The sequence below is a fragment of the Rosettibacter sp. KY25 genome (assembly GCF_057554405.1).
In genome coordinates this window covers 1-25,420 of record NZ_BAAJAO010000009.1, presented here as the reverse complement: position 1 = coordinate 25,420, position 25,420 = coordinate 1, and the positions used below count along the sequence as shown (strand labels likewise).

Below are 25,420 nucleotides of genomic sequence, written 5' to 3'. Positions count from 1 at the left end.
TTTGCAATAAAAATATACTTCTCAAAAATAAAATGCAATAACCAGAATTAAATAATAATAAATATTTTTTTTCTGCAGGTATTTAATAAATATATTTTGGTATAGAATAAACTAATACATTTATTTATTTTACTAATATCCTAATCTCTTTAATTATTTGTTTTGAAGATGTGCCAATCATAATTCTATATGTGCCACTTTTTACCTTATAATCTCCTTCTTTTTCATACCACCTTTTTAATAAATCTGGGATTATCTCAAATTTAATATTATTTCTTTGGTTTGGATTAAGCATTACTTTTTTAAACCCTTTCAATGATTTTACTTCTCTCCTATCATTTTCGTATTTAATATATAACTGAATTGTTTCTTCTCCTTTAAACTTGCCTTTATTTGTAACATCACATGAAACATAGAATGTATCATTTATATCAATTACGTTTTTATTAGATTTTATATTACTCAATTGAAATGTTGTATAACTTAATCCATAACCAAATGGGTAAAGAACTTTTCCTTTGAAATATCGATATGTTCTGTTGTCCATGTTGTAGTCTGTAAATGGAGGAAGTTGATCAGCAGATTTATAAAAAGTTATTGGTAATTTTCCTGAGGGATTATAATCTCCCAAAATAATATCCATTATTGCATCGCCACCTGATTGTCCTGGATACCATGCTTCAATTATTGCAGGAATATTTTTGTTTTCCCAATTTATTGATAAAGGTCCACCATTCATCAAAATTAGAATTATTGGTTTTCCCAGTTTATGAATCTTTTTTATAAATCTTGATTGAACGTTCGGCAAGTTTAATGTTAATCTATCGCCGCCTTTGAATTCTTTTGATTCAACTTGTAATGCTTCTCCTTCAAGTCTTGGAGATAATCCCATAAACATCAATACCAAATCAGATTTTTTTACAACATCAATTGCATTTTTTTCTGAATACTCTTGAGGTAAAGCCCATAATAACTGCATGAATGAATATCTTTCTTTTTTATAAAGCTCAACTTTTATTTTATACATTTTTTCTTTTTCTAATTTGATAAAGCTGTATGTAATTGATGGGTCAAATTCTCCATAATAATTTACAATCAGTGAATCTTCTATATAAATTCGAAAACCATTATAACCATATCCACCAATTGCATATAATCCTGTAACAGGCGGCCTCAAGTATCCGGTCCATCTTACACTAAATGTATCTGAATTAGAGATGGTTCTATCTGTTAACCAGCTGAAATTTATTATGCTATCAATACGTTCAAAAACTGCTTTACCTGTATAGTTTGTGTTAGAAAAATATTCACCTATTAGACCATTTTGCTTTTTATCTTTTGATACAAAAAGATAATCACTACTTATCAAATCAAATGATGGAACATTTTCGGTAAAGTAACAACCCCGTTCATAATAAATTTTTACATCTTTAATTCTTTCTCTAATTGCTTTTAATGGTGTAACTGGATTAGATGGAAATCCATGATAATTACCCAATAGACTTTCGAGATTATCTGCATTTGGACCAATAACAGCAATACTTTTATATTTTCTTTTTAATGGTAAAATATTTTTTTCGTTCTTAAGCAGAACAATAGATTTTTTTGCTGATTCGAGTGCAAGCAATTTATTTTGTTCTGAATCAATAAAACTCTCATCTAATTTATTGTAAGGAACTTTATCAGGCGGGTCGAACATTCCTAACTTAAATCTAATTTTAAAAATTTTCTTTAATGCATTATCAATATCACTTTCTGCAATTAATCCATTTTTGAGTGCATTCAATAACAAAGGATAAGAGTTTCCACATTCCAAACTTTTCCCTGCAATCAGTGATAAAGAAACTGCTTCTTCTAATGATTTAGTATATTTATGAGAATTAAATATATCCGATATAGCCCAGCAGTCCGAAACAACAAGTCCATCAAATTTCCATTCTTTATGTAAAATATTATTCAGCAAATAATTGCTACTGCAGCATGGTTCACCTAAAACTCTATTATAAGCACACATTATTGACTGAGCATTTCCATCTTTAATGCATTTATAAAAATGTGGCAAATAAGTTTCTCTTAAATCGTATTCATTAACAACAGCATTAAAATGATGTCTTTCTGATTCTGGTCCACTATGAACTGCAAAATGTTTGGGTGTAGCAATAGTTTTAAAATAATTTTTATCTTCGCCTTGAAGACCTTTCACAAATTGAACTGCCAATTCACCAGTAAGATATGGGTCTTCGCCATAGGTTTCCATTCCTCTGCCCCACCGAGGGTCTCTGAAAATATTAATATTGGGAGCCCATAATGTTATGCCATTAAAAATTCCAACTTTATTTTTCTTTACAGCTAAATTATATTTTGCACGAGCTTCGTCTGAAATAACACTTGCGATTTTGTATATTAAATCTTTATCCCATGTTGATGCAAGAGCTATAGGCATAGGAAACACAGTAGCCAATCCATTACGAGCAACACCATGTAGTGCTTCATTCCACCAATTGTATGCAGGAATATTTAATCTTTCAATAGCTGGAGAATTATGAATCATCTGAGAAATTTTTTCTTCAATCGTCATTCTTGAAATTAAATCTTGAACTCTCTCATCAATGGTTAAATTATAATCTAAATACTTAGGGATATTCTGCCCATACACAATATTCGACAATAAAACAATTATGATGATTGAAAAATGATTTTTCATAAGAATTAAAATGTTCTTTTTAATAAATCTGGATTTTCTTTATATAATTTCAATATCATTTCTCCAAAGAGGGAGTTGGGCCAGGGGAACCAACTTCTTGTAAATTCCCAAGGATTATCTTTATTAAATGATTCATGCATAAAATATGTATCAGCATGGGTATTTTTCAGGTATTTTATATTCTGAATAATTTCTTCTTCATTTGTACTTGTTATAATTCTCATTATTATGCTAAGATGCCAAATATTATTAACTAATGTGTGCGGGCTTCCAATTCCTTCTGCAAATTTTCCTCTGAAGAAATATGGATTATCTTCACTTAAAATAAATTTTCTTGTTTCCTGATAGATTTCATTTTCTTTGTCAATACAATTGAGATAAGGGAGAGATAGTAAACTCGGAATGTTAGCATCATCCATAAATAATTTATTTCCAAATCCATCTACTTCATATGCAATAATTTTATTGTAATGAAGATGATTTGAAATTGCAAAATTATTTATTGCTATTTCTACTTCATCAGCCAGCGATAAACATTTGCTTGCAAAATCATAATCTTGAAAAATTTCTTTATACATTTCTGATAACTGTCTTAATGAAACAACAGCAAAATAATTTGAAGGAATTAAAAATGGGAATATTGTAGCATCATCTGAAGGTCTGAATATAGAAACAATTAATCCATTAGGTTTTATTGGATTGCCATAACCATTTCCAGGAACTGTGTCTGTACTCCAAGATGTAATTCTTCCAAATCTGTAAGAACCTCTACCATTTTTACGCTGTTGTTCTATAAATGTATTATAAATTAATTGAGTAGCCTTTTTCCATTCATCTGCAAAACAGGAAGTATCCTCTGTTAATTTCCAGAAATTGTAAGATAATCTTATATAATAACATAATGAATCTAATTCCCATTTTCTTTCGTGCAATTCAGGTTTCATTTCGGTTAAATCGTTTATCCATATGCTTTCCTTTTTATCGTAATTAAATGCATTTGCATAAGGGTCAATAAGAATACATTTTGTTTGTCGATTGATAAGTCCCATAATCAATAATTTGAGATTATCATCCTGATTAATAAAATCAAGGTAGGGCCAAATTTGTGCAGTAGAATCACGCAGCCACATAGCTGGTATGTCACCAGCAAGCACATAAGTATCAGGTATTCCATCTTCGAATTTGAAAACTACACTTGTATCTAATGTATTTGGAAAGCAGTTTGCAAATAATCTTGCTAAGTCTTTATCAATCAAAAAATCTGAAATCTCTTTGATTTTTTCTTCAATAGCTTTGCTGATAAATTTTCTTTCTTTTAAGCTTGGACGAGTATTCATTAATTTTTTTTGTTTATTATTAAAATTAATCCATCATTGTAGATAGATATATTTTTTTTATCAGAAATTTTTATAGAACATTTGAAAAAATCATTTATTGTTTCAAGCTGTGGTTTGTATTTATGACCATCAGTTTTTAGTGGTTTTATTCCTAAAGAAGAAATATTGTTAGCGTATTTTTTATTTTTCTCAAAATATGATTTTTGCAGATAGTAAATATTTCTTAAATACCATTTAATATTTTCTAATTCATTTTTGATAAAATCTGCTTTACCATTACCAGCTTTTACATTAGAAAATTGAACGTAGCCCCACATTTCAGGATAATGCATATTGATAACGCCCTGAGGACTCCACACCCAATTATCTTCTGGATAAGGTTTGTTAGTTTCTGGATTAATCACTTTTTCATAATTATTATTTTTAACATAAGTTTTCCATTCTACACGTGAAAAATTTATTCTCCATTGATCACCATCAGCAGGTGGAATTTGAATTGATGTAATTTCTTTAAAAGCTTCCCATGGAAAAGCTATTTCGACTGTCCAGCAGCTATCGATATCGTTTGGATTATTTATTGTTCCATAAATATGAACTCCGGATTTTAAATTTTTTATATCGAAACCATGCAGTGCTGCTTTATCCATATCTCGATATGGTTTAATCAATAATAAATCCCAAACCGTATTAAATGCGTTCATTTCAAATTCGACATACTTGTGTGTATCACCATCTGGGTCAATAAACACTTCAAAATCATTATCATAGAAAATTATATCATCACGATTTTTCAACGTAGCCCATATATGCGGTTCTTGTAATTCGGCAGCAATGTAGAAATAATTATTATCCCATAACATTTTTACTCTTGTTCTAAAACGAGGTTGAGGTTTTGCATCTCCTTCAATATCTAAGAAATCTTCTGACCATTCAACTTTTTGCCAAGATGATTCATCAAGTTTACCATCGACATTAATATTCTCATCTGTGAAGTAACAAATATATTTTCGAGGATTAAAATCGATTTGAGGAATTGGTATTGATTGAGCAAATGAAAAACCATTCAATAAAAGAAAAACAAAGAATGAGTAACAAAACTTTTTATTGTTTAGCAGCATCAATCAATTCTCCTATTGTTGAAAAAGCTAAACATACAGAAGTATCAGCAGCACCATAATAAATTAATACTTTACTCGAATTCAATGCATAACCATCAGCATCATAATCTTCCACGATTGCACCAGTAGGAAAGCAAACATTTTGAACCTGTCCAACCATTTCATATAGTTCACGCGGTTCAAGTATATTAAACTTTCCGCGATAAGTTACTTTGCTTGGGTCCGTTAAATGATGAAGTGCAACTCCAACTTGATAAATATTTGATGCTGCAAAATGAGTTGCTACACCATGATATATATGAAGCCAGCCTTCTTTAGTTTTAATTGGTGGAGGACCAGAACCAATATTTTCATCCCAATAATGAAATCTTCCTGACATAACTGGCTTAATAATTTTCCAATTTAAAAGGTCTTCTGATTCGGAGAGATAAATTGTATTTCCTGTAGTTGGTCCACCCTCAAGCTGAACTTTATTTAGTCTTTCAAACCTTAAAAATTTTCCATTAATCTTTTCAGGAAATAAAACTCCATTTCTCGAATCATCATTTGAAACAATTCCTAAAAAATTATATTCTTCAAAGTCATTAGTAAAAGCTAAACCAAGTCTGCACCCATAATCCATATCCATAGCAAACATAATATAATAAGTATCGTTTAGCTTAGTAATTCTTGTATCATAAACATGATAAACTTTTTTCGTTAGTTTTTCCAAACCAATAAAGTTGACAATTTTATTATCAACCTTAAAATTAATTCCATCATCACTTACAGCTTTAACTATGAAAGTTTCTCTTCCTCTATTTTGCACTCTAAGCAGTAATAAATATTTATCATTAAATTTAATTGCGCCTGGATTAAAAACAGAAGAAACATCAATTAGATGAGGTTTTATTTCTGGAATCTCTTTTCTTGTTATTATTGGATTATTTGAATACCGTTTTAGCATTTTACCCTCTTTTCATTTTCCCATTATTACTTTTACATGACAGATTTCTTTTTGTGATACTGGAATAATATTAGAGTTTAGTTTTTCTCCATCTACATATAGTTCTTTAATACCAGATTCTACACCAGCTTCATTATCAACATCAATTATATATCTTGTTCCACGAAAAACTCTTTCAACAGAAAAAGATTTCCAACTTGAAGGAATAACTGGGTCAATAATTAAGCCATTGTAAGTAGGTCGGATTCCCATAATATAGTCATAAAAAATTCTGTACATCCAAGCTGCAGTTCCTGTTTGCCATGAATGACTTGCTTTACCTGGAGATGAATGTTCGTTGCTTGTGATATATTGTGAAAAAACATATGGCTCAACAGAAAAAATATCCGAATCGATTCTATTAGGTAATATTTTTTTAAGATAATCAAAAGCAATATTGCCACGTTTCATAATTGCTTCGGCTTGAATAAGCCATGTGATTGGATGGCAAAAAATTCCTCCATTTTCTTTTTTACCTGCGACACATCTCGTAATTAAACCAACATTTGGATCAATCTCTCTAAATGCTGGGGCACAAATTTTAGGACCATATTCCGTATCAAGATATTTTCTAACACTATCAAGTGCGTTAATTAATCTTTGTCGATCTGGTAAATTTGCAATAACTGACCAAGATTGAGTATTAATAAAAATTTTCCCGTATTTATTTTCTTTAGAACCAATTTTTCTTTTCCCGCTTCCGAATGCTCTAATATACCATTCACCATCCCAGCATAATTCTTCAATACTTTTAGTTATCTTATTTTTTAATTCTTCAATTTCTTTGTAATCAATTTTAATATACTGGAATAACTCAATTAGTCTGTTCAACATAGCAACATAAAACATAGCAGCCCAAACACTCTCACCACCATCATCACCGCCAATATAATCTAAAGTATCATTCCAATCACCTCTTCCAAATACAGGCAAATTTCTGGCAGTTAATATGTTCTTGATAAAATTAACAACTGAATATAAATGACTTAAAATTGTTCCTTCTTCACTGTCAACATAAGAAACTTTTTCATTCAATATTTCAAAATCACCGGTTTCACGTATATATTCTGTTACAGCAAGAATATACCAAACAGGGTCGTCACAATGTTTTGTAAGTTCTCCATTGGAGTCATTATAAAAATGATGATATACTCTTCCATCCTTGAACATTTGTTTCGATAACAAAAGAATTCTTTCTTTTGCTTTTTTAGGCATGGCGATTGTAACAGCAATTGTATCTTGTGCAGTATCACGAAAACCAAAACCTCTGCTGATTCCCCAATAATAATAACTTGCAACTCTTCCAACATCAAAAGCAACTTTTGCCTGATAAGGAACCCAATAGTTCATAAAAATATTTATGTCTCTATCTGGTGTATTACAACGAGTATGACTAATAAATTTTTCCCATTTATTCTGAACTTGCAATAACGCATTATTTACTGAATCAGCATCATTATATTTTTTTACGATTAATTTCTTTTTCTCATTAAATTCTTTTTTAGGAATAACACCAAGAGAAAAAATTATTTCTTTTGTTTCATTTGGTGATAATTCAATATCAACTCTAAGCACGCCAACTGCATTTCCATAATCTGTATCTTTATTTGATAATTCATCAACTTCCAATCCTAAAGGATTACTTTCATTTCGAAAATTTCCGATAAATCTTTCTCTTAAAGTTTCATATTGAGTTACTGGAAAATTAACAGTAAAAAATGCCCATTGGTCCCATTCCTGATTTTCTTGTTGCTGTGTTCCATTTGATTTTGTTACCCAGTAGGTTTTGGTTGCAAATAATGTATTAAGATTTTTATCAAAATAAACACGATTGAAATGTTGGTCATCACATTGATTAATTAAGTCAATTAATCCATGCCCCAATGCAAATTCCACATAAGCATATAAAGATAAATTTCGGACAGTGTTTGATTCATTTTTAATTGCTACTTTCCAAATTTCCCTATTGTCATTTAAAGGTACAAAAAATAAACCTTCAGCACGAATATTATTTATTAAAGATTCAATTTTAGTATAACCAAAACCATGAATAGTTTTATAAGAATCTTTGTATTTACCCACAGGCTGCCAGCTTAAAGTCCAATACTCGTTATTGTCCTTGTCTTTTATGTAAATATATTTACCAGGCCTATCTGGAGGAACTTCATTTATACGATATCTTGTAATTCTGCCATGCAGCGGATTTTTAATATAACTAATACCCCCAGCATTATTTGAAATTGTAGAAAAATATTCATCATTATAAATATAATTAATCCATGGAGTTGGAGTAGCAACATTGTTGATAATAAATTCCTTACCATTTTCAGAAAATTCACCATATTTCATTATAATACCCTTAAAATAATTAGTATATTTTTTTCTAAAAATAACTTATCGAAAAATATACAAGCCATTCAATAAAATCAATTAAATTATGTATTAAAATTCATTCTTTTTTTAATAAAGAATTATTTTTAATTCAGTTTTTTTTATAACAATAAATATTATTTGATAAATTTAAACGGAGTTAAATGAGAAGTAAAATAATTTTTTTGATTTAGTGTTAAAACAATTTAGCTATAAGCGATTAGATGAATTATAAATTTTTATCAATTATTTGAGATAGTGCTTCTTAGAATTGCATTCACATAAAATTAATTACAGATTTATTTGATTTCTTTCGCATCTCTTCATTAATAATAGTGTAACGTGTTCGACCACTATTTTTTTCATGATTAAAATTTTTTACCGATTCTCTTAATATATCTTTACTGCTTTTTAGATAAATTAAATTTGGATTGATAAGATAAATTTTGTTGGTTTCACGATATTTTAGTGCTTCATTGTAATAAAAATTATTCTTTAAAAGTGGCTGTGGCATAATTGGGAGAGAATTATTGTTATTCGAATTAACTTTTTGTTCTTTGTTTATTTTTTTATTCTTTAATCTTAACCTCGATATTAAATAAGATAATATAATTACAACTCCAAGCAAAGCTATGGAAATCTGCAATCCCTCATATATAATATCAATTAATTCCATAAATTTTATTTTATATGTAACTATAAAAAATCAATATTAATGCCATCATCGATTTATAATTTTTCATCTTTTTCTATGTTGTTTTATAATTAAGTAGTTTCACAATGAGAAAATGATACTTTTTAAAACAACAAACGTTTACAGATTAATTTTGTTTTATTATTTTTTAGTTGAAATAAAATTCATTCTATACTATGGAGAGAATTGAAATAATTAAAGGCGACATAACCAAATTAAAAGTTGATGCAATTGTTAATGCTGCTAATAACTCATTATTAGGAGGAGGTGGGGTTGATGGTGCTATTCATAGAGCAGCTGGTCCAGAACTTTTAGAAGAATGTAAAAAATTAGGTGGCTGTCCAACTGGCGAAGCTAAAATAACTAAAGGTTATAACCTACCTGCTAAGTTTGTAATTCATACTGTGGGACCAATTTGGCATGGAGGTAATTATAATGAAGATGAATTATTAGCTAATTGTTATAAAAATTCCTTAAAACTTGCAGTAGAGAATGGAATAAAAACTATAGCTTTCCCTTCAATCAGTACTGGAGCTTACCAATTCCCTGTTGAACGAGCTTCCAAAATTGCTTTTAATACAGTAATAGAATTTTTACATAAACATAATGAAATTGAAAAAGTTATATTTTGCTGCTTTGATGATAAAACTTATTCTATCTATTTACAATTAAAAAATTCCATTTAATTTACTACTCACATTTAAATTTCTAGTTGCCAAAGATATTTAACATCTATAAGTTGTATATTGAATTTTTATCATAGGAGTATATAATGAGAACTATAATTGCATTGCCTGGAGACGGAATTGGAAAAATTGTTCTTCCAGAAGCAATTAGACTTTTAAATGCAGCAGGATTTGAAGCTGATTATGTTTGGGGAGATATTGGTTGGGAATTTTGGTGCAAAGAAGGAAATGCTCTGCCTCAAAGAACCATTGATTTGATTGCCAAACATAAAATTGCTTTATTCGGTGCAATAACAAGTAAACCCAAAGATGCAGCCGATAAAGAATTAAATCCAGAACTTCAAGGAAAAGGTTTTACTTACTTTTCTCCAATAGTTTCTCTTCGACAAATTTTTAACTTGGATATTTGCATTCGTCCATGTATATCATTTAAAGGAAATCCACTTAACTTCATTCGTAAAAAAATTGATGGCACTTATGAAGAACCGTTTGTCAATGTTGTTGTATTCAGACAAAATACTGAAGGATTATATGCAGGTGTTGAATGGACTAATCCTCCTAAACAAGTTAGAGATGCTCTCGAAACTCATCCAAAGATGAAAGCATTTGCTAATGTACCAAGTGAAGAGATGGCAATCTCAACAAGAATTGTTACAAAAAAAGCAAGTGAAAGAATTATACGCGCTGCTTTTGAATATGCAAGAAAATATGGATATAAAAGCGTAACTCTTTGTGAAAAACCTAATGTTCTTAGAGAAACTTCTGGCATGATGCTACGAGTTGCAAAAGAAATTTCAAAAGAATATCCTGAAATTGAACTTTGGGATACAAACATTGATGCACAAATGATGTGGCTTACAAAAAATCCAGAAGATTATGGAATTATAGTAGCAGAAAATATGTTTGGCGACATAATTAGCGACGGCTTTGCTGGTTTAGTTGGAGGACTTGGTTTTGCTTGCAGTGCAAACATCGGAGATGAAGTTGCAATTTTTGAACCAACTCATGGTTCTGCTCCAAAATATGAAAAACTAAATCCATCAATTGTTAATCCAATTGCAATGTTTATGAGTGCGGTTATGATGCTTGAACATATCGGCGAAAATGAAATTGCAAAAAGAATCCGAAATGCTATTGCAAAAGTAATTGAAGAAGGAAAGGTAAGAACTTATGACATGCTAAAATTGAAAGGCGGTCCAGATGTATTTGAAAAAGGTGCTGCATCAACTCAACAAATGACAGATGCTGTTATTTCTAAGTTATAAATAAGAATTTAGAAAATTGCTAAATTGTAACAATCTAAAATTCTTATAGTGTAAAAAATAATTTTATGAAAATTAATATTGAAGACATCTAAATTAACTTAATAATACTCCGCGGTTCTCTGTGATAATCTCCGATTTCTCCATGTTAAAAATAAAGTTACACAGAGAACCAAAGAGGACTAATAGTGAACAATGTAAGAGATGAATTTGTAATTTTGTAATCAAACAAAAGGCAAAAAAATGAGCGGCGTACTTTTAATATTATTTGCAATTCTAATGTTCATTGGTGCATACAATATTTATGGCGGATATATTGCAAAAAAATTGAGTGTATCAAACTCAAATGCAACCCCATCACATTCATTATATGATGGAGTAGATTATTGCCCTGCTAAATCTCCTGTTTTGCTTGGACATCATTTCGCATCAATTGCCGGAGCTGGACCGATTGTTGGTCCTATCATTGCTGCAAGTTTTGGATGGATTCCTGTTTACATCTGGATATTAATGGGTTCTGTTTTTATTGGCGGTGTTCATGATTATACAACGATCATTGCTTCTGTTCGACATAAAGGTAAATCAATTGGTCAGATAATAGAAAATTATATCGGTATAAGCGGCAAAAAACTTTTCTTGATTTTCACTTGGGCAACATTAATTCTTGTTATTGCTGTATTCACATTAATTGTTGCAGATACTTTCACTCACATTCCCAGTTCAGGAACATCCTCTATACTGTTTATTTTTTTAGCAATAATTTTTGGATTAAGTGTTTATAGATTCAAAGTACCATTATGGATTTCTTCAATTATTGGGATTATTTTTCTATCAATTTGCATTTATCTTGGTTATATATTCCCTTTACAATTAGATAAAAATACATGGATTATTATACTGCTCATTTACATTTTTCTTGCTTCAGTAACACCTGTTTGGATTTTACTTCAACCAAGGGATTATCTGAATTCATTTTTCTTATATGGATTAATAATAGCTGGAATTGTTGGATTATTTTTTACATTTCCTGAAGTTCATTTATCGCCCGTTACAAACTTTACAGTCGATAAAGTTGGGTATCTATTCCCTGCTCTTTTTGTTACGGTTGCATGCGGTGCAATAAGCGGATTCCATTCAATTGTAGGAAGCGGCACAACTGCTAAACAACTCGACAAAGAAACAGATGCTAAAATTATTGGTTATGGTGGAATGCTCATAGAAGGATTACTTGCAGTACTTTCACTTCTTTCCGTTGCTTCGTTAGACCAACAACATTTTCTTGAATTATTAAATACAAAAGGAGCTGTTGCAGCTTTTTCAACAGGCATTGCAAATTTTATGCATAATATTCCTTACTTGAATATCCCTGTTGATGCAGCTACAAGCTTTGCAGCTCTTGCTGTATCAGCTTTTGCATTAACCTCGCTCGATACTGCAACTCGATTAGCTCGTTATTCATTTCAAGAATTTTTTGAAATTAAAGAAAAGACAGAACAAAGCATTTTAGTAAAAAACAGATTCATTGCTACTGCAATTACAGTATTATTTGGTGCTGCATTAACTTTAAGTGGACAATCTATGTCAATCTGGCCAGTATTTGGAAGTGCGAATCAATTATTAGCTGCAATTGCTTTGCTTGCTCTCACTGTTTGGGTTGCTCATCTTAATATTGATATGAAATTTACATTGATACCAATGTTATTTATGTTTGCTGTTACACTAACATCTTTATTAATGTTGTTTTATAATAATTTAATCTCAGGTAACTTTGCTCTTTCATTTATTTCATTATTGCTGTTTGTTCTTGCTGTAATTTTAGCTCTTCAAGCTTATCAAGTATTAAGAAAAAATCAAAAAATACCAGTAGCAGTAAAATAATTTTATGATAAAAGAAAAAATAAAAAAACTTTGGCCCGAAATTGATTGGATTCAAGATCAAGCTCTGAAAGAAAAAGTTATTGACTGCTGGACTTTTGCAATTGAAAATTCTTCTCTAACAGTAGAAGATTTAGAAGAAATTCCATTTACTTTGCTTATCAAAGATTGCAAAATTTCTTTCATAAAACATAAAAGAACATGTGTTCATTTAGCTGTTGAAATTGCTAAAATTATGAAAAAGAATTTTGGTGATTTTATTAACATCAACATGGATTATTTGATTGCAGGTGCAATTCTTATAGATGTAGGTAAATTGTTAGAGTATGAAAAAGTTGATAGTAAAATAGTAACAAGCAAAGCTGGCACTCTTGTTCGTCATCCATTCAGTGGATTAGCTATTGCAGCACGATTTAATTTACCTTATGAAGTTCAACATATAATTGCAACACATTCAAAAGAAGGCGACTTAGGAAAAAGAACAATTGAATCAATCATTGTTCATCATGCAGATTTTGTTTCGTTCGAACCTTTTCAATAACAAAATGTAAAGAGGTTTTATAAATGCCGCAAACATTAATCGAAAAAATTGTCCAAAAATTTGCTGTTGACTTAATGCCAAATCATATTGTGAAATCTGGAGATTATGTTACGATTCGTCCAGCTTATGTAATGACGCATGATAATACTGGAGCTGTAATTCCAAAATTCCAAAGTATTGGTGCAAAAAAATTAGCAAATCCCCGTCAAGTTGTAATAACTCTCGACCACGACATTCAAAACAAAGATGAAAAAAATCTGCAGAAATATAAAAAGATAGAAGAATTTGCTAAATCAATGGGAGCAGATTTTTATCCCGCAGGCAGAGGCATTGGCCATCAAATTATGGTTGAAGAAGGATATGCATTCCCCGGAACTTTAGTTGTTGCTTCTGACAGTCATTCTAATATATATGGCGGCATAGGATGCCTTGGAACTCCAATTGTTAGAACTGATGCAGCTGCTATATGGGCAACAGGTAAAACATGGTGGCAAGTTCCTCCCATTGCAAAAGTTGAACTAAAAGGGAAATTAAATCCAGGTGTTTCTGGAAAAGATGTTATTATTGCTCTTTGCGGCTTTTTCAATAATGACGAAGTCCTTAACCATGCAATTGAATTTACTGGAAGTGGAATTGAATTTTTAACCATCGACGAAAGATTAACAATTGCCAACATGACAACAGAATGGGGTGCTTTAGTAGGTTTATTTCCTATTGATAATATATTAATTGATTGGTTAAATAAAAGAGCTAACTTTATTAAACAAAGAGGGTTAGAAGGTGTAGCTTCTGATATTGATGGAAATGGTTTACACCCAAGATTAAATCTTGATAGAATTAAAAAATTAGAAAAAGAAATCGAAAATTTAAGAGCAGATAAAAATGCTTTTTATGCTAAAGAATTAACCATTGATTTATCAACAATAGAACCCTATATATCAGGACCAAATACAGTTAAGAAGATGCTCCCAATTTCTGAAATTAAAAAGAAAAAAATAAAAATTGATAAAGCCTATCTGGTTTCATGTGTTAATTCAAGATTGGAAGATATAGCAGAAGCAGCAAGAATTTTAAGAGGTAAAAAAATTGCAAACCATGTAAAATTTTATATAAGTCCAGCTTCGAGTGAAATTCAAAAAGAAAGTGAAAAAAGAGGTGATTGGCAGGCATTAATTGAAGCTGGAGCAATACCATTGCCCCCTGGTTGCGGTCCTTGTATAGGTCTGGGAGAAGGCTTGCTTGAAGATGGAGAAGTTGGAATTTCAGCTACAAACAGAAATTTCAAAGGCAGAATGGGTTCTCCTAATGCAACCGCTTATCTCGCTTCGCCTGCAGTAGTTGCTTATTCTGCTCTCTCTGGTTATATAGATTATGAATGGAATGAAACACAAAAAAATATTATCGGTGAAATAAAAGTTAATCAAAAAGAAATAACACTCGAACCTGTTCAAATTATTGATGGATTCCCTGCTGCAATTAATGGAGAAATTATTTTTTGTCCTCAAGATAATCTTAACACTGATGGAATTTATCCAGGTAAATACACTTACAACGATTCAATGACTCCTCAAGATCAAGCTAATGTTGTCATGGAAAATTACGACCCCAATTTCAAATTAATTGCAAAAGAAGGAGATATTCTTGTTGGTGGATTTAATTTTGGAACAGGCAGTTCTCGTGAACAAGCTGCTACTGCTCTAAAATATAAAGGCATTCAACTTGTAATAGCAGGTTCATTCAATGAAACATACAAGCGAAATGCAATTAACAACGGATTTTTAACTATCGAATGTCCTCAACTTGTTAATGATTTGAAAACTCAATTTGGTTCAGAAAGCTTAACTATTAAAACAGGAATAGTCGCAAATATTGATTTTGAAAAATCTATAATTGAAGTCCAAGATAAAATTTATTCAATAAATCCTATTGGTATAACTGCACAAAAGTTAATTGTAGCAGGTGGATTAGAAAACTGGATTAAGTCCATGCTCTAATTCTTTAAAAATTTTTTTATGATGTTTATAAAAAAGATAAATAAAATCCTTTGCTTTCATTAACAAAATTGATAATTTAACTTATGATGATATAAAAAATCTTTTATGATTAGAAAGAATAAAATTTCAAAACACTTCTTCCCTTTTCTCAACTTTCCTAAAATTTACGAAACCAACTGGCAAAACAAGTAAATCTCTTTCATAATTTTTTTAACAATTAAGGATTAACACTATGAGGAAATCTATTTCTCGTGTTATGTCTGAGTTTGCTATTAGTCTTAAATTTGATGATTTGCCTGAAACTGTAATTGAAACAGCAAAAAGATTTTTGTATGATTCAATAGGTTGTGCATTTGGTTCTTATTACACTAAAGATGTGAATATACTCCATCAATTGTTAATTGAGATGGGCGGAAAGCAAGAATCAACAATTTTTGCTTTTGGTGAAAAAATTCCTGCTGTAAATGCAGCATTAATTAATTCACTTATGATTCGTTCATTAGATTTCAATGATATTTACTGGAAAGAAGACCCTTCGCATCCATCAGATTTAATTCCTGCTGCTTTATCTTCCGGTGAATTAGTTAATGCATCAATGAAAGATGTTCTAACAGCCATTGTAATTGGATATGAATTCGAACAGCGTTTATGTGAATTTGCTGTGCCTGGAATTAGAGAGCGTAAATGGCATCATGCAACTTTAACTCAATTTGTTTCACCGATTGTTGCAGGAAAAATTCTTGGATTAAACACTGAGCAATTAGATAATGCAATAGGAATTAGTGCCTGCCATAATTTTACAATTGGCGCACCAGCTTCAGGCAAATTATCAATGATGAAAAATTTTGTTGACCCTCTTTCAGTTCAAAGCGGTGTTTTTGCAGCTTTACTTGCTCAAAAAGGTTTTACAGGACCAGAACTAATATTCGAAGGGAAAGAAGGTTTGATGGATTGCTTATTCGGCTGGGATTATAAAAATCAAAAAGTTTCTCCACTAAAAATTTCTGGAAGAGATGAGTATGGAGAATGGAAATGGAATATCGAAAAATTAACTGGCAATCTTGGAAGTAATTTTAAAATTCTCGAATGCAGCATGAAAGCATTTCCAACTGAAGCTTTAACTCACACTCCAATTTCAGCAGTATTAAATGTTATTTCAAAAAATGATATTAATTATGATGAAATTGAATACGTAACAATTAAAACAATCTCAAGAGTTTGCGATATTCTTTTTGACAAAGATAAATATCGCCCAACCTCAAGAGAAACTGCAGACCATTCACTTCCCTATTGCATTGCAGCTGCAATAGTCGATAGAAAAGTTACTACACAAACCTTTTCTGATGAAAAATTAAAAGATGAAAGAATCTGGAAGATTATTGATAAAATTAATGGCATTCCATCGAAAGAATTTGAAAATATGTTTCCTGAAAAACAGCCGTGTGAAGTAACAATCAAAACAAATAATGGCAAAACATATAATGAATATCTCGAATATCCTAAAGGTCATCCTGAGCAGCCAATGTCTATCGATGAATTAGAAACCAAATTCAACTCATTAACAGAAGGATTATTAAATTCATCCAAACAGAAAAGAATTAAAGAAGTGATTTTTAATTGTGAAGAACTTAGTGCAAAAGATTTTATGAAAGAGTTGGTTTTGAATTAATTAATTCACAATTTATTTCCAAATAAATTTCATTAATTATTATGAAACTGAAAAAAGAAAAAATCGGATTTGCAGGTAAACGCGGAGAATCAATCCGTGCCGATTGTTTTATACAAATTGAATTTACTCAACGAACTGGATTAAAAATTTCATTAAGAAGCAAAGTTGATTCGCTTTATGGCAAAAGCATTAGAAATCTAATAAGTGAAATGAGCAATTTTTTTGAATTAAAAAATGCAATTATTAATGTTGAAGATTTTGGTGCTCTCCCTTTTACAATTGCAGCAAGATTTGAAGCCGCTTATAAAAATCTTTTTCCTGATGATACTCGAGAATTTCTTCTTCCTTTCAATGAAAAAAATAATTATAAAACAGAAAAAAATAGAATAAGAAGAAGCAGATTGTACCTGCCAGGGAATGAACCTAAATATTTTCCAAATGCAGGACTTCACAAACCTGATGCAATAATTCTCGATTTGGAAGATAGCGTTTCACCAGAAGAAAAAACTTCTGCAAGATTTTTGGTTAGAAATGCACTTCGTTCGGTTTATTTCTACGGTGCTGAAAGAATGGTTCGAATAAATCAATTGCCTATGGGTTTAGATGATTTGTATTTTGTTGTTCCTCATAATGTTCATGTTATATTAATTCCAAAATGTGAATCAGCAATGACAGTTAAAGATGTTGAGGAAGAAATTAATATCATTAAAGCACAACAAAATATAAACGATATTATTTATCTAATGCCTGTAATTGAAACTGCACTTGGAGTAGAAAGAGCTTATGAAATTGCATCTTCATCTGATTTAGTTTGTGCCTTAACAATTGGTCTTGAAGATTATACTGCTGATTTAGGTGTTGAGCGAACACTTGAAGGAAAAGAAAGTTTTTATGCACGTTGTGCAATTATTAATGCTGCGAAAGCGGCAGGTGTTCAAGCTATCGATTCTGTTTTCTCAGATGTAAATGATATGGAAGGTTTAAGAAATAGTGTCCTTGAAGCTAAATCTCTGGGATTTGAAGGGAAAGGCTGCATTCATCCACGTCAAATTAAAATTATTCATGAAGCATTCACACCAACACAAAATGAAATTGAAAAAGCCAAAAAAATTATACTTGCTTTCGAAGAAGCAAAATCCAAAGGATTAGCTGTTACAACTTTAGGAAGCAAAATGATAGATGCACCAGTTATAAAGCGAGCTCAAAGAATAATCGACCTTGCAATTCAGTATGGTGTATTAAATAATGATTGGAAAAAAGAAATTAACAAAAAATAAAAAACATTCTTATTTCAGATTTTATCAATTGCACATAAGAAATTTTATAAGATAATCTTCAAGAACATGATAAACTTTCAAAAAGTTTTTTAACAATAAAAAATTCATAGCAACTATGAAACTAATAAAAAATGAAGCTAACCGATTAGTGCCCGTCGAAGTTAATGGTCAGATACAAATTCCATTCAAAGGAGTAAGTAAATATAAACCATGCGGCAGAAAAGCTGCTCCATTAATTCGCAGCTGTATTGATTATCCTTCCAATGGCAATAAAGTAGTAAAAAATTTGAAAGAAGCATTGAAAAAATGCGGCATCAAAGATGGAATGACAATTTCAACTCATCATCATTTAAGAGATGGTGATTTACTAACAAATTATCTTTTCGATGTAATTCATTCAATGGGAATAAAAAATATTCGTTGGTTCCCAAGTGCTTCTTTTCCAGTTCATGAACATTTAATCAAATATCTTGAAGATGGAACAATTCATCATATCGAAGGAAGTATGAATGGACCATTAGGCAGATATGTAAGCGAAGGAAAAATGAAAGGTATTGGTGTATTGCGTTCACATGGAGGCAGATATCAGGCAATTCAAGATGGCGAGGTCCATATCGATATTGCAGTTATTGCTGCACCAACTGCAGATGAATTTGGCAATGCCAATGGACTCTATGGCAAATCCGCTTTTGGCGGATTGGGCTTTGCATTGGCTGATGCTGAATATGCAGACAATGTAATTATTGTTACAGACAATCTTGTTCCTTTCCCCTGCGTTCCATGGCAAATTCAAGGAAATTATGTTGATTATGTTGTTGAAGTTGAATCACTTGGCGACTCTTCAAAAATTGTTAGCGGAACAACTGAAATTACAAAAAGTCCTGATAGACTTTTAATTGCAGAATATGTTGCTGAATTTTTAGACGCTGCTGGAATAATTAAAAATGGATTTTCTTTTCAAGCTGGAGCTGGAGGAACAAGTCTTGCATTCATTCCATTCCTTAAAGAAAAAATGAAAGCAAAAAATGTTAAAGCAAGATTTGTACGCGGCGGTTCTACAAAATATCTTGTTGAAATGCTCGAAGAAGGATTAACTGATTACATTTTGGATGGTCAAACATTTGACCTTGAAGGTGTTCGTTCAATGAGAGAAAATCCAAATCATGTTATGACTTCACCATTTACAAGTTATAATTATCACGGTAAAGGTAATTTTGCTACGATGGTTGATGTTGCTGTTCTTGGAGCTACAGAAGTTGATATTAACTTCAATGCAAATGTTGTAACTCATTCGGATGGCTATTTGCTTCATGGCATTGGAGGCTGGCAAAATTGCTTATTCTCAAAATGTACAATTCTTGCTGTTCCCTCTTTTAGAGACAGAATCCCTGTAATCGTTGATGAAGTTACAACATTATGCGGACCTGGTGAATTAATTGATGTTATAATAACTGAAAGAGGTATTGCAATTAATCCTAAACGAAAAGATTTAATTAATGCTGTAAAAAAATCTTCATTGCCCATTCGTTCAATTAAAGAATTGCAAAAGGAAGTTTATGAAATTTGCGGCGGAAAACCTGATAAACCTAAACTTGATAAATCTTATGTGGTTGCAATAGTAAAATGGGTAGATGGAACCGTGCTTGATTCTATTTATAAAGTTGAAAATTAATCATCATAAAAAATTTTTTCGGATTGTCTTAACAAATTAAAAAGTAATCACTGAAAGAATCAGAGCGGAAAACCAACATTTAATTGAACTGTTGCAGAAAATTTACTTTTATTTACTGCATTATTCTTTGAAGAAGAAACTGGTATTATTAAATTATTATTATCATCATAAAATTTATCAATCACAAAAAATGAATAACCTGCTGTTGCTTCAATACTCACATAATCTGGAATGAGATGCAAAATTAAACCAGAACCTACAAAGTAACCAATTTTAACTTTGTCAGCTGCAATTTTGTCTTCTTCAAGAATATTATTATTCATATCTAATACTTCAGTATTGAATTCAGGATTCATAAAAGTAACATGTCCTTCAAGAAGTTTTATATCAAGAATAGAAAAAATTGGGAAACCAAAATCTAATCCCACACCCCAATGATTCATTGAGAGTTCATATTTATTTTTTTTCTCATTGTTAATATCACTGCTGAGTTGTCTTGTATGAGATTCTTTAAGAAATTGATAGTAACCTTTTGCAGTAATAAATGCTTTTGCAAAACGAGCTCTAAAAATATTTGCACCAAAGCGATATCCAGTAGCCTGCTTAAAATCAAATTCAGTATTAAGATTTGGATTATTAATAGTTTCAGGGAAAAGATATTCTTTTATTCCTATTGATTCATATTGCTGTTGTGTTATGCCAGCATAAAATCCACTTAAGCCGAGACATCCAAAACCAAATGTCTGGCTAAATGAATTAATAGAAAAGAGAATAAATAATATTGAACTGAACAGTAGTTTTTGCATTGTTCCCAGATTTTTTTCTATTTACAATTTACAAAAAAAGAATTAAAGAATTGAAATTAGTTTGAACGATTTTCAAGACCATGACCATTTAGACTTCTTTCGCTTTTTCTGAGAAGATAAGCAAACACAAGTCCAAAGAAACCCAGTGAAGAAAAAATCCACATTCCTAAATTATAACCGGATGGATTTTGAGCACTTGCATGTGAAATATCATTTGCAAATCCAATAATTATGTTAAAAGAAAATAATCCAATATTTTGAATCATCGTCATCAATCCATATGCTGTTCCAAGTTTGGAATTATCTACAATTAAAGCAACTGAGGGCCACATAACTGCAGGAACAAGTGAAAATGCAATTCCCATAATTGCCATTGGTATTAATAAATAAATTGGAATAGAAGCATGTATATCAAAGAAATCTAAATTTATATTTATGAAATCACTCTCAGTCATTATCTCTGGCTTTCCAATTTTATATGCCATCATAAGATATACAGGAATTATTAACAAAGAACCAAACATCATCAATAATGACCGCTTGCCAATTTTATCAGCAAGTAATCCAAAAAGCGGAGTAAATATCATTGCAGCTAATGTTAACATGCTTGAAAGATTTCCTCCAACTTCTCTTGATGTATTATGTGCATCTTGAAAGAATTTTATAGCAAAAGTTTGAAATGGAAACATTGCAGAATAAAAAGTAACACACAATGCTGTGATATACCAAAATGATTTTGGGAAATTAAAAACTTCTTTGAGAATAACTTTGTCTTGTGAACCTTCTTCAGGTAATGTAAATTTTTTTGTACCTAAGACATCAAGAAAATAATAAATGCTAATTGTTACAACTGCAAAAACACCAGCTCCAACAGTAATTAATAATGGTGACTGCCAGTAATTATATAAACTTTTCCCCCATGTTGGAGAATTAAGAGCTAAGAATGAACCAAGTCGTGCTACAGTTAAGTTTAATCCAAATGCAAATGATAATTCTTTCCCTTTGAACCATCTTGCAATAATCGTAGTAATTGCAACAATCATCGATTCTGCACCCAAACCAAAAATTAATCTTCCAGAAGCCATGACAATTAAGTTGCCTGTCAATGCTGTAACTATCGAGCCAATCATTATTAAGCATGTAAAAATTAATACAGAGGTTCTTGTACCAATTTTATCAATAATAATTCCGCCAATTAAAACCATAATGATATTTGGAAAACTATAAATACCCTGAAGCAATCCAATATCTGCATCAGTAAATTTCAATTGTTTAACAAGTAAGTCAGCAAGGGGGCTTATGCTGTCATAAATATAATAATTGCCAAACATGGCAAGACTAATAAAAAGTAAGATTGTCCATCGATAAAGAAAAGTAGGTTGAGGTTTTAAATTATTCTGCATCGTTGTAATCAATTATTATTCAATGGTTACAAACATAATATTTTTTAAGTAATATTTTTTCTTGAGAATCTAAAAATATTTGAAAAGTAATAGTTGATATGAAATATCAAAAAGGAATTAAGGATTTCCAAAAAAAATTATTTAACTAGCTCAATAACCAGCATTACTATGCAAATAAGCTCAATAAATATTTCTGTGAGTCAATTAGCAAAATCAGGCAATATCTGTAACATGATTAATTGAATCGTGCTTATAAATTTTGTAACAAGATTCGAAATCGTTATTACATGTAGACTAAACTACTATATTGCAATCAGTATTAAACATTTAAAAAAGAAAAACATGAAAACATAGATTCAAATTTATTCTAGTTCGATTAACATACTGTTTATATAACATTAAACGATATCTTAAAGACCTGTATATTTTTTTACATTATTAAGGTTTTGCAAATAGATATTTTAATGTTGCATTAAGTCATTTCTTCTTATTCCCAAAATTTTGAAACTTTTATATAGTTCTTTTAAATTATCAATAAATAATTTTTCACGACACACTTATTGTGAATAATTAATTTTAATTGAATAACATTATCTGAAATGATTTCTTATTTGATTATAATTGCTTGTATACTTATCAGTCTAAAATTATCAAGAATATTGCTTGGACTTGGCTGGCGAAGAAAAAAGTAGTTTATTTTTATCTAATTTTTCTTCAATCAACAATTCTCTTGTTATTTCTTTTAATTTCCATCCCTTAATCTAAATCAGTTATTACAAAATCTACTTCTATTTTCTTTTGTGCACTTAATGTATTCATAATAAAAAATCTTAAAAAATCTTAAATGGAAATGAAATTTTTAGTTTTAATTCCATTAAATCCTACTTTACAATGGAACGGATTTACTTGATATAGATAAATTCGTTGAAGAAATTTTTGAAATGATTGAAATCCATTTTGCAATACAATTCTACTATATTTCTATTCATTCTGCTTTTTACACAACGGATTTATGCTCTTAGCAAAGTTCGTCAGACATTTTTTGAAGTGAGTTCGCCAAAGGCGAACGAACGAAAATCCCGCTTTGTGGGACAATTCTACTATAGTTCGATTAACACATTCTAATTCCGACTCAATCAAATTACAGCTGCAAGCGGAAACAATTTCAAAGATTTTATAGAAACATTGAATAATGAAATTGCTATTGCAATATTAGGACAGGCAAATACAAGCGAACTGCCAAACTACGGCGGCAGCCGCGCTGCTTTACAAATTTTACGCCTCGTAAGTAGTGATATTATGTACAGCGATATGATTCGCATCGAGAATTTAATAAATAAAATTCTTGAACTTGATTATAAATTGAATTACGGCGATGGATTGATGCCCTATAAATTTGCTTTTGTAATAGCTCAAGAGCAGGATATTTAGAAAAATGCATCAGCATTGCAAATAGCAAACCAGTTTCTTGATTTGAAAAAAGATGAAGCATATAAAATGCTCGGCTTAACACCTCCAGCAAATGATGACCAAATTATTCCTGCAAAGAGAAGTTTAATTTCATAAAAGTATTCTATGAAAAAATTATTTCAAATAGCCGGCGTAAGAGTTTTAGCTTTTATTGAAGAAAATATTAAAAAGGGAATTGATTATGAAGGCAAGCCTTTTCAATATTCAACTAATCCTTATTATATTCCTTTCGATGATAAAATTTATCGTAAATTAGGCGGCAAAAATGGTAATGGTAAATTTTTTCAGGTGGTTCATTCTAAAAGAACTGGTTTGCTTGGAATGATAATTCTTGGAGGCTATAAAGCTTATAAAGAAAAAGTTTATCCCTCGGCTGCAAAAAATTTTTTAACTGTTACAGGTAAAATGCTGCGCTCAATTAATGTTAAGGCATCTGATACTGAAGCAATTATATCATTTACCGGAGAAGAAAATCAAAATAAAGCTTTCTGGTTCAATGTAAGCGGTGTAAGCCGTTCAAGAAAATTATGGAAATTTCTTGGTATTACTGAAAAACAGAAGAAAAAATTAATTGATGAATTAAACGAGCCAGCAAAGGAAATTTATATCGCAAAATTAGGTGAGATAATAAAAAAATATGATTAAGCAAAATATAAAGCTTCATCTACTTCATCTTCAGTTAGATTAGCAATTTTTTTTATTTTGTTTATTTTTTCTATTGCTTCATCTGCACTTATTATTCCGAATTCTACCATAAATGATATTTTCCCAAGATGTGATATAGCTTTGTTTTTGGTATATCTACTTTCTTTTGTTAATATTTCAATATCTTCATCAATATCATAAAAAGATTTTTTAAATTCATTTTTTATTTCTTCTGTTAAAATCATTTTATTTCTTCCAAATTATTATTATGCAATATAAATATTTTTTTTTCTTCATGCTTTTTTATGAATAGTCTAATGTAATTAATTGATCTTTCTTTTTCTTCAAGTGGTTTATTTAGAACTATAATAATATTATCTGCTTGTCTGGAGTTTAAAGAATTTATTATTGACCTATGTCTTGATTTTTCGGGATGTTTTATTTGTGAATATTTCCCTTCAATAATTATATCTGTATCCTTGCCATATATTTTTCTTAATTCATAATTAAGTTCTGTTTTATAACCAAGCTTACTTAATTGAATTGCAGTATCTTTTTCTTTAAGCAATATTTCTTTTTCTCTTTTTGATGAATTATTAAATTTATTTTCCCAGCTTTCATGTATAAAAAGCTTATTTGATTCTTCCATTTTGCCAAATACTGGCACCCAGCGATGACGACAATTATAACCGCCGGCATATGCAAATGCCGGCTGTCCAAAATCATTTATCATATTATTTCAATCTTACTATTGTTTCTATTCATTCTGCTTTTTACACAACGGATTTGTGCTTTTAGCAAAGTTCGTCAGACATTTTTTGAAGTGAGTTCGCCAAAGGCGAACGAACGAAATCCCGCTTTGCGGGACAATTCTACTATAGTTCGATTAACACGAATTTTTACACAACTAAT

The 25,420-nt window shown here is 30.4% G+C and carries 20 protein-coding genes; 10 read left to right on the top strand and 10 right to left on the bottom strand.

The window, feature by feature from the left end; all coding sequences use genetic code 11:
- Window positions 1-124: 124 nt before the first annotated feature.
- The 6 genes from AC27L2_RS07045 to AC27L2_RS07020 form a co-directional block, all read right to left on the bottom strand.
- The gene (locus tag AC27L2_RS07045) at window positions 125-2,704 is read right to left on the bottom strand and encodes a glycoside hydrolase family 3 C-terminal domain-containing protein (RefSeq protein WP_487211012.1); all 2,580 of its coding nucleotides are present in this window, start codon (window positions 2,702-2,704) and stop codon (window positions 125-127) included.
- A gap of 5 nt (window positions 2,705-2,709) precedes the next feature.
- Window positions 2,710-4,041, bottom strand: a complete 1,332-nt coding sequence (locus AC27L2_RS07040) for a glycoside hydrolase family 125 protein (RefSeq protein ID WP_487211011.1) — start codon at window positions 4,039-4,041, stop codon at window positions 2,710-2,712.
- Window positions 4,041-5,159, bottom strand: a complete 1,119-nt coding sequence (locus tag AC27L2_RS07035) for a carbohydrate-binding family 9-like protein (protein WP_487211121.1) — start codon at window positions 5,157-5,159, stop codon at window positions 4,041-4,043. Before AC27L2_RS07035 ends, AC27L2_RS07040 begins: the two co-directional genes overlap by 1 nt.
- On the bottom strand, window positions 5,143-6,105 hold the full coding sequence (locus AC27L2_RS07030; RefSeq protein WP_487211010.1) for a glycoside hydrolase family 130 protein: 963 nt from the start codon (window positions 6,103-6,105) through the stop codon (window positions 5,143-5,145). The genes AC27L2_RS07035 and AC27L2_RS07030 overlap by 17 nt, the downstream gene beginning before the upstream one ends.
- Before the next feature lie 12 nt (window positions 6,106-6,117).
- Window positions 6,118-8,493, bottom strand: coding sequence for a GH36-type glycosyl hydrolase domain-containing protein (locus AC27L2_RS07025; RefSeq protein WP_487211009.1), 2,376 nt, complete (start codon window positions 8,491-8,493; stop codon window positions 6,118-6,120).
- 298 nt (window positions 8,494-8,791) lie between these two features.
- Complete coding sequence (locus tag AC27L2_RS07020; protein WP_487211008.1) at window positions 8,792-9,160, bottom strand: hypothetical protein; 369 nt, start codon at window positions 9,158-9,160, stop codon at window positions 8,792-8,794.
- A gap of 224 nt (window positions 9,161-9,384) precedes the next feature.
- On the opposite strand from AC27L2_RS07020, the gene AC27L2_RS07015 reads away from it, so the two are divergent.
- The 8 genes from AC27L2_RS07015 to citF all read left to right on the top strand — a co-directional run bounded on the left by AC27L2_RS07015 (window position 9,385) and on the right by citF (window position 20,184).
- Complete coding sequence (locus AC27L2_RS07015; protein ID WP_487211007.1) at window positions 9,385-9,894, top strand: O-acetyl-ADP-ribose deacetylase; 510 nt, start codon at window positions 9,385-9,387, stop codon at window positions 9,892-9,894.
- An 86-nt stretch (window positions 9,895-9,980) separates the two neighbouring features.
- Entirely contained in the window at window positions 9,981-11,159 is a 1,179-nt protein-coding gene (locus tag AC27L2_RS07010) for an isocitrate/isopropylmalate dehydrogenase family protein (RefSeq protein WP_487211006.1), read from the top strand.
- A 240-nt stretch (window positions 11,160-11,399) separates the two neighbouring features.
- Window positions 11,400-13,034: a carbon starvation CstA family protein gene (locus AC27L2_RS07005; RefSeq protein ID WP_487211005.1), complete on the top strand. Its 1,635-nt coding sequence runs from the start codon at window positions 11,400-11,402 to the stop codon at window positions 13,032-13,034.
- A 4-nt stretch (window positions 13,035-13,038) separates the two neighbouring features.
- The gene (locus tag AC27L2_RS07000; protein WP_487211004.1) at window positions 13,039-13,572 is read left to right on the top strand and encodes an HDIG domain-containing metalloprotein; all 534 of its coding nucleotides are present in this window, start codon (window positions 13,039-13,041) and stop codon (window positions 13,570-13,572) included.
- Window positions 13,573-13,595: 23 nt separating this feature from the next.
- Entirely contained in the window at window positions 13,596-15,566 is a 1,971-nt protein-coding gene (gene lysF / locus AC27L2_RS06995; protein ID WP_487211003.1) for a homoaconitase, read from the top strand.
- 232 nt (window positions 15,567-15,798) lie between these two features.
- Window positions 15,799-17,235, top strand: coding sequence for an MmgE/PrpD family protein (locus AC27L2_RS06990; protein ID WP_487211002.1), 1,437 nt, complete (start codon window positions 15,799-15,801; stop codon window positions 17,233-17,235).
- Window positions 17,236-17,276: 41 nt separating this feature from the next.
- Entirely contained in the window at window positions 17,277-18,512 is a 1,236-nt protein-coding gene (locus tag AC27L2_RS06985; protein WP_487211001.1) for an aldolase/citrate lyase family protein, read from the top strand.
- 115 nt (window positions 18,513-18,627) lie between these two features.
- A complete protein-coding gene (gene citF, locus AC27L2_RS06980; protein WP_487211000.1) occupies window positions 18,628-20,184 on the top strand; it encodes a citrate lyase subunit alpha in 1,557 nt (518 codons plus the stop codon).
- Between the two features lie 59 nt (window positions 20,185-20,243).
- Here citF and AC27L2_RS06975 read toward each other — a convergent pair whose 3' ends face one another.
- Together AC27L2_RS06975 and AC27L2_RS06970 are read right to left on the bottom strand one after the other, a co-directional pair.
- The gene (locus AC27L2_RS06975) at window positions 20,244-20,990 is read right to left on the bottom strand and encodes a hypothetical protein (RefSeq protein WP_487210998.1); all 747 of its coding nucleotides are present in this window, start codon (window positions 20,988-20,990) and stop codon (window positions 20,244-20,246) included.
- A gap of 56 nt (window positions 20,991-21,046) precedes the next feature.
- Window positions 21,047-22,393 (bottom strand): MFS transporter, encoded by a 1,347-nt coding sequence (locus AC27L2_RS06970; RefSeq protein ID WP_487210997.1) that lies wholly within the window; start codon window positions 22,391-22,393, stop codon window positions 21,047-21,049.
- A 1,140-nt stretch (window positions 22,394-23,533) separates the two neighbouring features.
- Between AC27L2_RS06970 and AC27L2_RS06965 the strand changes: the two genes are divergently transcribed.
- Both AC27L2_RS06965 and AC27L2_RS06960 read left to right on the top strand, forming a co-directional pair.
- The gene (locus tag AC27L2_RS06965; RefSeq protein ID WP_487211120.1) at window positions 23,534-23,824 is read left to right on the top strand and encodes a phage portal protein family protein; all 291 of its coding nucleotides are present in this window, start codon (window positions 23,534-23,536) and stop codon (window positions 23,822-23,824) included.
- 144 nt (window positions 23,825-23,968) lie between these two features.
- Window positions 23,969-24,508, top strand: a complete 540-nt coding sequence (locus AC27L2_RS06960; protein WP_487210996.1) for a hypothetical protein — start codon at window positions 23,969-23,971, stop codon at window positions 24,506-24,508.
- Here the strand turns inward: AC27L2_RS06960 and AC27L2_RS06955 are convergent.
- Entirely contained in the window at window positions 24,505-24,753 is a 249-nt protein-coding gene (locus tag AC27L2_RS06955; protein WP_487210995.1) for a hypothetical protein, read from the bottom strand. The two genes, AC27L2_RS06960 and AC27L2_RS06955, sit on opposite strands and share 4 nt — an antisense overlap.
- Window positions 24,750-25,241, bottom strand: a complete 492-nt coding sequence (locus AC27L2_RS06950) for a hypothetical protein (RefSeq protein ID WP_487210994.1) — start codon at window positions 25,239-25,241, stop codon at window positions 24,750-24,752. The genes AC27L2_RS06955 and AC27L2_RS06950 overlap by 4 nt, the downstream gene beginning before the upstream one ends.
- Between the last annotated feature and the right edge of the window lie 179 nt (window positions 25,242-25,420).

Excerpts from the sequence above, each read along its gene's own strand:
- AC27L2_RS07045 (WP_487211012.1), bottom strand. The coding sequence starts at position 2,704 with ATGAAAAATCATTTTTCAATCATCATAATTGTTTTATTGTCGAATATT.
- AC27L2_RS07040 (WP_487211011.1), bottom strand. The coding sequence starts at position 4,041 with ATGAATACTCGTCCAAGCTTAAAAGAAAGAAAATTTATCAGCAAAGCT.
- AC27L2_RS07035 (WP_487211121.1), bottom strand. The coding sequence starts at position 5,159 with ATGCTGCTAAACAATAAAAAGTTTTGTTACTCATTCTTTGTTTTTCTT.
- AC27L2_RS07030 (WP_487211010.1), bottom strand. The coding sequence starts at position 6,105 with ATGCTAAAACGGTATTCAAATAATCCAATAATAACAAGAAAAGAGATT.
- AC27L2_RS07025 (WP_487211009.1), bottom strand. The coding sequence starts at position 8,493 with ATGAAATATGGTGAATTTTCTGAAAATGGTAAGGAATTTATTATCAAC.
- AC27L2_RS07015 (WP_487211007.1), top strand. The coding sequence starts at position 9,385 with ATGGAGAGAATTGAAATAATTAAAGGCGACATAACCAAATTAAAAGTT.
- AC27L2_RS07010 (WP_487211006.1), top strand. The coding sequence starts at position 9,981 with ATGAGAACTATAATTGCATTGCCTGGAGACGGAATTGGAAAAATTGTT.
- AC27L2_RS07005 (WP_487211005.1), top strand. The coding sequence starts at position 11,400 with ATGAGCGGCGTACTTTTAATATTATTTGCAATTCTAATGTTCATTGGT.
- AC27L2_RS07000 (WP_487211004.1), top strand. The coding sequence starts at position 13,039 with ATGATAAAAGAAAAAATAAAAAAACTTTGGCCCGAAATTGATTGGATT.
- lysF (WP_487211003.1), top strand. The coding sequence starts at position 13,596 with ATGCCGCAAACATTAATCGAAAAAATTGTCCAAAAATTTGCTGTTGAC.
- AC27L2_RS06990 (WP_487211002.1), top strand. The coding sequence starts at position 15,799 with ATGAGGAAATCTATTTCTCGTGTTATGTCTGAGTTTGCTATTAGTCTT.
- AC27L2_RS06985 (WP_487211001.1), top strand. The coding sequence starts at position 17,277 with ATGAAACTGAAAAAAGAAAAAATCGGATTTGCAGGTAAACGCGGAGAA.
- citF (WP_487211000.1), top strand. The coding sequence starts at position 18,628 with ATGAAACTAATAAAAAATGAAGCTAACCGATTAGTGCCCGTCGAAGTT.
- AC27L2_RS06975 (WP_487210998.1), bottom strand. The coding sequence starts at position 20,990 with ATGCAAAAACTACTGTTCAGTTCAATATTATTTATTCTCTTTTCTATT.
- AC27L2_RS06970 (WP_487210997.1), bottom strand. The coding sequence starts at position 22,393 with ATGCAGAATAATTTAAAACCTCAACCTACTTTTCTTTATCGATGGACA.
- AC27L2_RS06960 (WP_487210996.1), top strand. The coding sequence starts at position 23,969 with ATGAAAAAATTATTTCAAATAGCCGGCGTAAGAGTTTTAGCTTTTATT.
- AC27L2_RS06955 (WP_487210995.1), bottom strand. The coding sequence starts at position 24,753 with ATGATTTTAACAGAAGAAATAAAAAATGAATTTAAAAAATCTTTTTAT.
- AC27L2_RS06950 (WP_487210994.1), bottom strand. The coding sequence starts at position 25,241 with ATGATAAATGATTTTGGACAGCCGGCATTTGCATATGCCGGCGGTTAT.